Annotated in this window: 10 protein-coding genes, 2 tRNA genes and 2 rRNA genes; 1 reads left to right on the plus strand and 13 read right to left on the minus strand. The window is 46.4% G+C overall.

Annotated elements, in window-relative coordinates; genetic code table 11:
- Nucleotides 1–15 precede the first annotated feature (15 nt).
- The 4 genes from LCL89_RS10380 to moaC form a co-directional block, all read right to left on the minus strand.
- Nucleotides 16–1,416 carry an MDR family MFS transporter gene (locus LCL89_RS10380; protein ID WP_224810041.1) on the minus strand — a complete coding sequence of 467 codons (1,401 nt, stop codon included), beginning with the start codon at nucleotides 1,414–1,416 and terminating at the stop codon, nucleotides 16–18.
- A gap of 177 nt (nucleotides 1,417–1,593) precedes the next feature.
- On the minus strand, nucleotides 1,594–1,974 hold the full coding sequence (locus LCL89_RS10385; protein WP_224810042.1) for a hypothetical protein: 381 nt from the start codon (nucleotides 1,972–1,974) through the stop codon (nucleotides 1,594–1,596).
- A 233-nt stretch (nucleotides 1,975–2,207) separates the two neighbouring features.
- The gene (locus LCL89_RS10390; RefSeq protein ID WP_197318160.1) at nucleotides 2,208–2,855 is read right to left on the minus strand and encodes a redox-sensing transcriptional repressor Rex; all 648 of its coding nucleotides are present in this window, start codon (nucleotides 2,853–2,855) and stop codon (nucleotides 2,208–2,210) included.
- 14 nt (nucleotides 2,856–2,869) lie between these two features.
- Nucleotides 2,870–3,358: a cyclic pyranopterin monophosphate synthase MoaC gene (gene moaC, locus LCL89_RS10395; RefSeq protein WP_224810043.1), complete on the minus strand. Its 489-nt coding sequence runs from the start codon at nucleotides 3,356–3,358 to the stop codon at nucleotides 2,870–2,872.
- A 167-nt stretch (nucleotides 3,359–3,525) separates the two neighbouring features.
- Between moaC and LCL89_RS10400 the strand changes: the two genes are divergently transcribed.
- The gene (locus tag LCL89_RS10400; RefSeq protein WP_263620690.1) at nucleotides 3,526–5,460 is read left to right on the plus strand and encodes an ABC-F family ATP-binding cassette domain-containing protein; all 1,935 of its coding nucleotides are present in this window, start codon (nucleotides 3,526–3,528) and stop codon (nucleotides 5,458–5,460) included.
- Nucleotides 5,461–5,785: 325 nt separating this feature from the next.
- Here LCL89_RS10400 and tsaD read toward each other — a convergent pair whose 3' ends face one another.
- The 9 genes from tsaD to LCL89_RS10445 all read right to left on the minus strand — a co-directional run.
- Entirely contained in the window at nucleotides 5,786–6,823 is a 1,038-nt protein-coding gene (gene tsaD, locus LCL89_RS10405; RefSeq protein WP_224810044.1) for a tRNA (adenosine(37)-N6)-threonylcarbamoyltransferase complex transferase subunit TsaD, read from the minus strand.
- Nucleotides 6,816–7,265, minus strand: coding sequence for a ribosomal protein S18-alanine N-acetyltransferase (gene rimI / locus LCL89_RS10410; protein ID WP_224810045.1), 450 nt, complete (start codon nucleotides 7,263–7,265; stop codon nucleotides 6,816–6,818). The genes tsaD and rimI overlap by 8 nt, the downstream gene beginning before the upstream one ends.
- Nucleotides 7,266–7,952 (minus strand): tRNA (adenosine(37)-N6)-threonylcarbamoyltransferase complex dimerization subunit type 1 TsaB, encoded by a 687-nt coding sequence (gene tsaB / locus LCL89_RS10415; RefSeq protein ID WP_224810046.1) that lies wholly within the window; start codon nucleotides 7,950–7,952, stop codon nucleotides 7,266–7,268.
- Complete coding sequence (gene tsaE / locus LCL89_RS10420) at nucleotides 7,949–8,404, minus strand: tRNA (adenosine(37)-N6)-threonylcarbamoyltransferase complex ATPase subunit type 1 TsaE (RefSeq protein ID WP_224810047.1); 456 nt, start codon at nucleotides 8,402–8,404, stop codon at nucleotides 7,949–7,951. Before tsaE ends, tsaB begins: the two co-directional genes overlap by 4 nt.
- Complete coding sequence (gene thiL, locus LCL89_RS10425; RefSeq protein ID WP_224810048.1) at nucleotides 8,405–9,388, minus strand: thiamine-phosphate kinase; 984 nt, start codon at nucleotides 9,386–9,388, stop codon at nucleotides 8,405–8,407.
- A gap of 131 nt (nucleotides 9,389–9,519) precedes the next feature.
- Nucleotides 9,520–9,596, minus strand: a tRNA-Asp gene (locus tag LCL89_RS10430).
- A 46-nt stretch (nucleotides 9,597–9,642) separates the two neighbouring features.
- A tRNA-Met gene (locus LCL89_RS10435) sits at nucleotides 9,643–9,719 on the minus strand.
- 39 nt (nucleotides 9,720–9,758) lie between these two features.
- Nucleotides 9,759–9,872 (minus strand): 5S ribosomal RNA (rrf, locus tag LCL89_RS10440).
- 93 nt (nucleotides 9,873–9,965) lie between these two features.
- Nucleotides 9,966–10,103: ribosomal RNA gene (locus tag LCL89_RS10445) — 23S ribosomal RNA — on the minus strand; the annotation flags it as partial.

Genomic DNA, 10,103 nt, shown 5'->3' on the forward strand with positions numbered 1-10,103 from the left:
CGTTCTTTTTATGCTTTATTCTTTATCGTCCTGGACGCCTTTCAATATGAAAGAGAAAGGCAGCGCGATGAATATGACGATGGCGGATACGAGGAACGCTTCGTTCAGCGTCTGAAGCGTGGCCGACTGCATATCGATCCCCGGTGCAGCCGCTACTTGCGCCCGTCTCACTTCATAATAAATCGAGAAAAAGACGATTCCTAGTGAAGATGATATCTGCCTGATGATATTGTTCATCGCAGACCCTTGCGCGACGAGATGTTCAGGAATGGCATTCATGCCTGAAGTCGTCGCCGGAATATTGCCAAGTCCCATTCCCAAGCCACGGACGGTGTTCAACAACAAGATCAGCCAGTACGGGGTGGACAGCTGAAGAAAGCTGAGACCGAGGGTAGCACCACCCATGATGGCAAGTCCCGGCGGCACGACGTATTTCGGTCCTTTTTTATCTAGAATCCGTCCACCGATGGACATGAAGATTCCGCTTGCAGCCGCTGCCGGTAAAAACAGCAGTCCTGTCATCACTTCATTGAGTCCGTACACTTTCTGAATCAATAATGGAAGCAGGAATATCCCTGAGAACAAACCGATCGAAGCCGCCGATGTAACGAGGATCGAAACGGAATACGTCGGCACTTTGAACACCGACAAATTCAACAGCGGATCGGACTGTTTATTTTCAAACTTCACAAATAGAATGACGGCGATCAATCCACCGATAATCAGCGAGAGGTTCAATGGATCAAATAACGTATCCAGCGTCCTTCCCCTGCCAAGCGCAAACAGGATGGCACCGATTCCAGATGTGACGATGATAAAACCGATCAAATCGAATTTTTTCTCCGGATTGGTTTCTGTCCGCTCCAGGAAACGTGAAGACAAAATTAAACCGGTCACTCCGAATGGAATGTTGAAGGCGAACAACCAGTTCCATTCCACGTATTGAATGAGGAAGCCCCCGACCGTCGGACCAATTGCAGGTGCGACCATTGCTGCTACCCCATAAACACCGACGGCAAGTCCCCTTTCATGACGGGGGAACGAATTGAATATGAGAGCCATGGCAATCGGCAGCATCAGACCGCCGGCCATCCCCTGTATGGCACGGGAGATGATGAGCATCGCAAGCTTTTGTGAAAAGAACCCGGAGAGAGATCCGAGAATGAAGACACTCAGTCCTGCTAAGTAAACTTTCTTCTTACCGAAACGATCTCCGAAATAGCCGGTCAAAGGCATCGTCATTCCCATGGAGACCATAAAGATGGTAAGGATCCACCCGACCGCAACGGCATTGGAATCGAAGATTTCAATGAATCGAGGAAGGATCGGGTTCAGCATGCTGTTATTTAAAATGACCGTGAACGTACCGAACAACACCGATACGACGACGAGCCATTTATTCGGTAATTTACTCATCCACTTCCCTCCTTTATTTCGACACTCGAACTATTAACCACTATACCACCTGAACAGACGATTAACCACGGAACTGCTTGTACAAGTATGCCAGATGCATAGTCCGTAAAACGCACAAATAAATAAGAGCTTCCTTTTTCAAGGAAACCCTTCTCTACTCTTTAGCATAACGATTTTCTAAGGTTCTAATACCAACGTTTCCTTTTTATTGTCCCATTCCAAATCAATCACGATCTCTTTCGCTTTCAGGGCAACACGACAATGTGAACATTCGAATTCGAACAGGATTTTATGATTTTGAAGACGCCTTGTTCTGTTGAAACCCAAACCCTTCGCAGAAACCTCATAAGAAACAGGCATATCCTCCACACCTTTTTCTCCCTCATAAGTAAGAGTGATCTGTTGAGTCTTCACTCCATGTTCTTCTGAAGCCATATACGCCCCTTGCCAATGAGAAGATTGACCACGATATGTATACTCCCCATCCGCGTACCAAACAAAGAACCCAATGAATCCTACGACGATGAACAATATGGTCATCAATTCTTTTTTATTCATAATTCCTCCTTTAAATTCGATAGAGGGTAAAGTTTGTTCATCCCATTCTTGAAGAGTGGGCGGAGGAAATGGGAAGACTCCTGCGGGAATAGCGGTCCAGGTGAGACCCCGCAGTGAAACGAGGAGGCTCAGCGCCGCCCGCGGAAAGCGGACCATTTCCTCCGCCCGCTCCCCACTATTCCATGAGCTCAAACTTTTTTCAAAACAAAAAGAGTGCCTCTACAGACACTCTTTTAAAACTCTTCGTCTTCCAACGGGTAATGCTTCAAGAAGTACACGAGCGCTTGAAGCTCGATCGCCAAATCGATATGGTGCACACGTACGTGATGCGGCACGGAAATACGGGCAGGAGTGAAATTCAATATCCCGGATACCCCCGCTTTCACGAGACGATCAGCGATGCCCTGCGCAGCGTTGGCCGGTACGGTCAAAATGGCGACAGTTAGATCGCCCATCTTTTCTTCCAAATCATCGATATGCTCGACTTTCACCCCGCCGACTTCTGTGCCGACCCGTTCTTCGCTGGCATCAAAAGCGATTTTGATTTTCGTATTATTATTTTTTGTGAAGTTGTAATTCAAAAATGCCGTCCCCAGATTTCCGACGCCGATCAGGGCGACATCCGTCGTTTCGTCCTGATCGAGCGTTTTTCTGAAGAAAGACAACAAATACTCGACATTGTAGCCGTACCCTTTTTTTCCAAGGGCACCGAAGTAGGAAAAATCTCTGCGGATCGTTGCGGAATCGACTTTGACCGCGTCACTCAATTCCTTGGAGGATACACGCATTTTTCCCTGGCTATGTAAGTTATTCAAAAAGCGGTAATACAGCGGTAGACGCTTCGCTGTCGCTTGTGGAATTTTCGTTGGTTCCAAATCCATGGGACTTTCCTCCTTTACTCACTTCTCCGTTGATAATCCCCGTTTTTTCCACCTGTTTTTTCTACCAGATAGGTCGGACCGATGACGATGCCCTTATCGATCGCCTTGCACATATCGTAAACGGTGAGCGCTGTCGCCGATGCGGCCGTGAGCGCTTCCATTTCCACGCCTGTACTCCCTTTCGTTTTTACAGAAGCATGGATGATCAATCGGTACGTGTCCTCTTCCCTCTTCCATTCAAAGGAAACATCGATCCCCTTCAGGGACAATGGGTGGCACATCGGAATCCAATCAGACGTATTTTTGGCCGCCATGATCCCAGCGACCTGGGCGACCCCCAATACGTCGCCTTTATCCATCTGTTGATGGGTTACTTTATTGTAAATTTCTTCATTGACTTCGACACTAGTCCGGGCGATCGCTGTCCGGACGGTCTCCCCTTTTTCAGAGATGTCGACCATCCGTGCCCGGCCCTGCTCATTGAAATGTGTAAACTCTGCCATCGATTCCTCTCCTCTTGGAAGGAAATTCACTAACTTTCTGATTGAAACACTACTCTTATTCTATCAGAAAATCAAATGGAAGTCGTTAAATCCTTCACATAGGAACAGGCCTGTCTTGCTAGAGGAATCCTTTATAAGATACACTTATCTCATCGAGGTGAAACGACATGATTCTCATGCAATTGAATCAATTGACCAAGCGCTTCGGCGCGGAATTGATTTTATCGAATATCAAATTGGAAGTACAAATGAATGACCGGATCGCCATCGTCGGACGTAACGGTGCCGGCAAATCGACCTTGCTGAAAATGATGGCCGGTGAAATGAGTTATGACTCCGGGGAGATTTTCAAGCCGAAGGAAACGACCGTCGGCTATCTCGCTCAAAATACAGGGTTGAAATCGGACGAAACGATCTGGAATGAAATGGAGCAGGTTTTCTCTCATCTGAAAGGATTGGAAAAAGAACTCCGTTCCATGGAAACAGACATGGCCGATCCTGCGTTGATGGAAGATCCTGAAAAGTACCAGCAGCTTCTTTCTGAATATGACCGCAAACAGGAATACTTCAAGACGGCTGGGGGATATCAGTATGAAGCAGATATCAAGTCGGTCCTGAACGGTTTGAATTTCAAAAACTTCGATTGGAACACCCCGATCACATCTCTAAGCGGCGGTCAGAAAACCCGTCTCGCTCTGGGTAAGTTGTTGTTGACCAAACCGGACGTCCTTATTTTGGACGAGCCGACCAACCATTTGGACATCGACACGCTCGCCTGGCTGGAAGGATATCTGCAAGGGTACCAGGGTGCCGTCGTCATCGTCTCCCACGACCGCTACTTCCTGGATAAGATCGTCAACACGGTCTATGAAGTCGCTTTTCAACAGTCGAAAAAATATCACGGCAATTACAGTGACTATTTGAAAAAGAAAGAAGAAGACTTCGAACAGGAAATGAAGCAGTTTGAAAAGCAGCAGCAGGAAATCAAACGGATGGAAGATTTCATCCAAAAAAACATCGTCCGTGCGACCACTAGTAAACGGGCACAAAGCCGTCGTAAACAATTGGAGAAGATGGAAAAGCTCGATAAGCCGAAAGATGATAACAAATCGGCGAAGTTCAGTTTCCAAACGGCAAAGAAAAGCGGAAACGATGTGTTGAAGCTCCGCGATTTTGCATTCCAGTACTCCGACGGTTCTCCATATCTGTTCGACGGTTTGAACCTCGACTTGAGCCGTGGCGATTCCGTCGCTCTCGTCGGTCCGAACGGTGTCGGAAAAACGACACTTCTCAAGACACTCGTCGGGGAATTACAGGAATCCAAAGGGACGAAGATGATCGGTACGAACGTCCAAATCGGATATTACGATCAGGAACAAACGAAACTCAACTCCAAGAAAACAGTGCTCAACGAACTTTGGGACGACTACCCGATGAAAAACGAAAAAGATATCCGCACCGTGCTAGGGAATTTCTTATTTTCTGGTGAAGATGTGTTGAAGCCGGTATCTGCCCTCAGTGGTGGGGAAAAAGCTCGACTCTCCCTTGCCAAACTCATGATGCAGGAAGCGAACTTCCTGATTTTGGACGAACCGACCAACCACTTGGATCTCGATAGTAAAGAAGTGCTCGAAGCAGCCCTTGTGGATTATCCGGGGACCCTGCTTTTCGTTTCCCACGACAGATACTTTATCAACAAAATTGCAACACAGGTCGTGGAAATGCTTCCTGAGGAGACACGCATGTTCCTCGGAGACTATGACTACTACGCACAAAAGAAACAAGAGGAATACGAACTGCAGCAAATTGAAGAAGCGGAGAGACAGGCAGAACAGTCTGTGGATAAAGAACCACAAGCTAAAAATAGTTTCCAACAGGATAAAGAGGCCAAGCGTGAAGAACGTAAGAAGAACCGCCGAATTGCGGAAATCGAAGCTGAGATCGAGGAGCTTGAAGCTCAATTAGAAGAGAACGATGAATTGCTTTGTGACCCTGAGATTTATCAGGACCATGAAAAGTCATTGGAACTCACAGAATCGAATGAAAAGAACCAGCGACGCATTGAAGCCCTCATGGAAGAATGGGAATCCCTGCATGAGTAAATGAATGAATCTAATAGCACCTCAAGTTATCCACATACTGGAAAACTTGAGGTGCTATTTTTCCTTTATCATCCTTGCATATAGGTGTATATATGACTATTCACTATCCACACGTTATCCAAAACCTGTGCACCGTTATTTCAGTTCTTAACAGGTTTATTCACATTATCCACATTTGACCACAGACTTATCCACATTTTTGTTAACGATTTCTTTACCTTTTTTACGGTAGGTTTATAATTTATCCACTGTATGTTTATACATCTGTGAATAAGTTTTGGACAAAAAAACACCTCCTACCTGTTAGTGGTAGAAGGTTATTGAATCACTCTGGCCTTTTTCTTGCTCCGTACATCTCAAGATCAAGCCCCGGGTTTGCATTCAAATCCCAGCCTGCACGGTGCCCTTGATTGTAAGCGACAGCCCCTGCAGCTGCGATCATCGCGGCATTGTCTGTACACAAATGAAGCGGAGGGATAAGCAGTTCTGTATCTAAATCTTCAAACTTCTCTTGAAGCGCAGCGCGAAGCCCTTTGTTCGCAGCTACCCCTCCAGCAACAATCATCTGTTTGACGCCGTATTCTTTCGCTGCTTGATAAGCTTTTGTGGATAACACATCAACGACACTCTCCTGAAAGCTTGCAGCTACATCTTCATTGCGTAAAACTTCCCCTTTTTGCTTTGCATTATGGAGCCTGTTGATAACTGCGGACTTCAATCCGCTGAAACTGAAGTCATAGGATCCGTTTTCAAGCCATGCTCGAGGAAAGTCGATCGTCACTTCACCTTCCGCTGCCAAACGGTCGATTTGTGGACCACCGGGATAAGGCAGCTTCAAAGTCCGAGCGACTTTATCATAAGCTTCTCCTGCTGCATCGTCCCGCGTCTCTCCAATCACTTCAAAGGAACCGTGTTCTTTCATCAGAATCAGCTCCGTATGGCCTCCAGAGACCACCAAGGAAAGAAGAGGAAATTCAAATTCCTTTTCCAAACGATTGGCGTAAATATGTCCTGCAATGTGATGGACGCCCACCAAAGGCTTTTGATTTGCGAAGGCAATCGACTTAGCTGCATTCACTCCGACTAAAAGCGCACCTACAAGGCCGGGCCCTTCGGTTACAGCAATGGCATCCATATCATCCATGGTAAGTCCGGATTGCTGCAAAGCTTCCTCCAGCGTGATCGTAATCTGCTCGATATGGTGCCTGGATGCGATTTCCGGGACGACTCCACCGAATCGTTTATGGCTCTCGATTTGAGAAGCTACCACATTGGCAATCAACTCACGTTCATTTTTCACTATGGCTACTGCTGTTTCGTCACAGCTCGTTTCTATCGCTAAAATATATTGATCATTACTCATCTTTTAAACCCACCCACATGACTAACGCATCTTCTCCATTATCGGAATAGTACCTTTTACGGACACCACCAGGTACCAGTCCGAATTTCCGATATAAATGCTGCGCTGCCGTATTCGATACTCTGACTTCCAAGGACAACTGGATTGCACCATTCTCGATGGCTTGATTACAGGCATAGCGGAAAAGTTCTGCGCCGTATTGGTTTCCTCGATACTCTGGATGTATGGCGATGTTTGTGACATGCGCTTCATCTATGATCAACCATAATCCACAGTAACCGACCACTTGTCCTTCGACTTCAATCACATAATAATTCCCATAAGGATTTTCTTCAATTTCATTGATGAATGTCTTTTCGGTCCAGGGGACGGCAAATGAAGCACGCTCCACCCACATCACGTCTTCAATATCATCCCGGACCATTTTACGTACGTGTGGCATTTACTTCTTCCCCTGCTGCTCCAGCCATTTAGCCTCAGCTTCTGGTATTCTCAAGTAGTTTGGCACCAATTCATGAAGTGGATCCGGATTCATCGTTTCACCAACTTGAGCGATGATAGATGGTCTCGCATATTGGTAGGGGCCATCAGGAATCCATGCTTTATCCCCAAGAATATCCCGGATCATCGACTCGTGGACGTGCATATCCTGACTCAAGAACAAGACCGGCTTTCTCAAAGCTTTCAATTGATGCAGCCACTCTTCCATCAAGACATTGGTCTCCTCTTTCACCAGTTCCATCTGAGAGTCGTATAACCCTGTGTAAACAAGTCCACGACGCGCATCGAAAAATGGACAGACATATCCATTGAAAAATACTCCCTGCCTGGCAACAGCCTCAAGACTTGATACCCCGACAACAGGGATCCCCAGCGTCCAGGCCATCGTTTTAGCCGTAGTCATCCCGATCCGGACCCCTGTGTAGGACCCGGGACCATGAGCAACAGCGATCCGGTCCAAGTCTTCAGGTACCGTACCCGTCTCTTTCATAACTTGATCGATCGCAGGCATCAAACGAATCGAATGATTTTTTTTGATATTGGTGATATATTCACCAGCTACGACACCGTTTTTGACGACGGCAACTCCCATAACATAGTTCGACGTATCGATCGCTAATATATTCATTTCATTATCGCCTCACATATCTCTTCAAAATGGCTCGATTGTGCATCGAGAGTAATTTTCCGGCGTGTTTCATCTAAGTAATGGATGGAGAGGTCCAGTCGCTCTTCCGGCAGATAATTCTCAATGAAGTGAGCCCATTCAACGACGGTGACTCCCTCTCCCTCGAAATACTCATCAAAACCTAGATCTTCCTCGCTATCTTCCAAACGGTACACATCCATATGATAAAAAGGGACCCGTCCCATATATTCTTTAATAATGGTGAAAGTCGGACTATTGATGGTACGCTTCACGCCCAAGCCAAGACCCAACCCTTTAGTAAAAGTCGTTTTACCGGCCCCGAGGTCGCCTTCCAGGGTCAAAACATCTCCTGCTTCGAGTCGTTGACCGAGCTTTTCAGCAAAATCCTTCGTTTCCTCAGGGGATGAACTGATCCATTCATATCGTTTCATTCACTCACCCCTTTTCAAATGCGTATATCCTGATTTCATTAATTTTTTCTTTTCATTGTTCTCATATATATATACTTCAGGCTGCTCATGAGCCATCTCTTTAACAGTACCGATCTTCGTAATAGAGATCCCGCAGTCTTTCGCAGCTTCTTCCACAACGTTCCAATCCTCATCCGCGACTGTGCCGATCAGTTCGAAATCCTCGCCACCGGAAAGGATCCATTCTTTATAATTCTTATTGAACCACTTTTTGATGGAATCCGTAAATGGGATGTCTTCCATTTTAAGATGCAGATCGACCTGGGAAGCTTCTGCTATTTCATGAGCTTCACTCGCAATCCCATCACTTACATCATTCAATGCTAACCGTTCGATTGGCAGAAGCGACTGGGCAAAATCCACCCTTGGCACCGGCCGTCTGTGACGTTCAATGAAGAATGCAGCCTCCTTGGAATCAATAGACAGATCGTTCAACAAGATTTCCAGCCCTGCCCTTGAATCGCCAAGCGTTCCCGTAACAAAAACGATATCGTCCGGTTTGGCAGATGATCGATAACGGGACTTTCCTCTATCCACATAGCCGAATACAGTGACAGAAATACTCAGCTGATCCCCTGAAACAGTGTCACCACCAATCAGATCCACGCTGTATTCATCTGCCAAAGATTTCATACCAGCATAGAGTTCATTCAACTCTTCCTGTTCCCACTCATCCGGGACTACTATCGATACGAGGTAAAAAGCAGGCGTACTGCCCATGGCACTCAAATCACTCAAGTTCGCTGCCAGCGCCCGATAACCCATATAAAAAGGGCTCATCGTCTTCCTGGAAAAATGAACACCCTCTACCATCGTGTCGACAGCAGTGACGACATCCTGACCGCTCGGGCGGAAGACTGCGGCATCATCTCCGATTCCTTTCACTAAAGAAGGCTGTTTATAATAGGACGGTCGAATAGAATCAATAAAAGAAAATTCATCCACAAACGGGTCTCCCCTTTGAACTCATCTAGTATTACTATTATACCAATCCGAGCTTTGAAATAAAAAAGAACATAATAAAAGCCTTAGGAAACTCTCCTAAGGCTGGGAATATGATTTCAATTAAGTAATAGTGGCGGTCCGGACGGGACTCGAACCCGCGACCTCCTGCGTGACAGGCAGGCATTCTAACCAACTGAACTACCGGACCAAATAAAAAAACTTTACTTCAATCAAGAAGTAAGAGAAAAATAATTTGGTTGCGGGGGCAGGATTTGAACCTGCGACCTCCGGGTTATGAGCCCGACGAGCTACCAGACTGCTCTACCCCGCGATAATGTGGGAAAAACCCACCATATGAAAATGGTATACAATGTGGCAGCGTCCTACTCTCACGGGGATCGACCCGACTACCATCGGCGCTGAAGAGCTTAACTGCTGTGTTCGGCATGGGAACAGGTGTGACCTCTTCGCCTTCACCACCACATCGTATTTGATTCTGAGGTAAACCCTCAAAACTGGATAAGGAAAACATTTCAACGATTGAACCAACTACGCTTTTCACGAATGATTAAATCAGATAGATAAGTCGTCGATCAATTAGTATCCGTCAGCTCCACGTGTCACCACGCTTCCACCTCGGACCTATCAACCTCATCGTCTCTGAGGGATCTTATTTGCTCAAAGGCAAAGGGAAATCTCATCTCAAGGAGGGCTT

Source organism: Halobacillus yeomjeoni, from assembly GCF_020171525.1.
In the GTDB taxonomy this organism is placed as follows: domain Bacteria; phylum Bacillota; class Bacilli; order Bacillales; family Halobacillaceae; genus Halobacillus; species Halobacillus yeomjeoni.

Coding starts and splice junctions, on each gene's coding strand:
- LCL89_RS10380 (WP_224810041.1), bottom strand. CDS start 1,416: ATGAGTAAATTACCGAATAAATGGCTCGTCGTCGTATCGGTGTTGTTC.
- LCL89_RS10385 (WP_224810042.1), bottom strand. CDS start 1,974: ATGAATAAAAAAGAATTGATGACCATATTGTTCATCGTCGTAGGATTC.
- LCL89_RS10390 (WP_197318160.1), bottom strand. CDS start 2,855: ATGGATTTGGAACCAACGAAAATTCCACAAGCGACAGCGAAGCGTCTA.
- moaC (WP_224810043.1), bottom strand. CDS start 3,358: ATGGCAGAGTTTACACATTTCAATGAGCAGGGCCGGGCACGGATGGTC.
- LCL89_RS10400 (WP_263620690.1), top strand. CDS start 3,526: ATGATTCTCATGCAATTGAATCAATTGACCAAGCGCTTCGGCGCGGAA.
- tsaD (WP_224810044.1), bottom strand. CDS start 6,823: ATGAGTAATGATCAATATATTTTAGCGATAGAAACGAGCTGTGACGAA.
- rimI (WP_224810045.1), bottom strand. CDS start 7,265: ATGCCACACGTACGTAAAATGGTCCGGGATGATATTGAAGACGTGATG.
- tsaB (WP_224810046.1), bottom strand. CDS start 7,952: ATGAATATATTAGCGATCGATACGTCGAACTATGTTATGGGAGTTGCC.
- tsaE (WP_224810047.1), bottom strand. CDS start 8,404: ATGAAACGATATGAATGGATCAGTTCATCCCCTGAGGAAACGAAGGAT.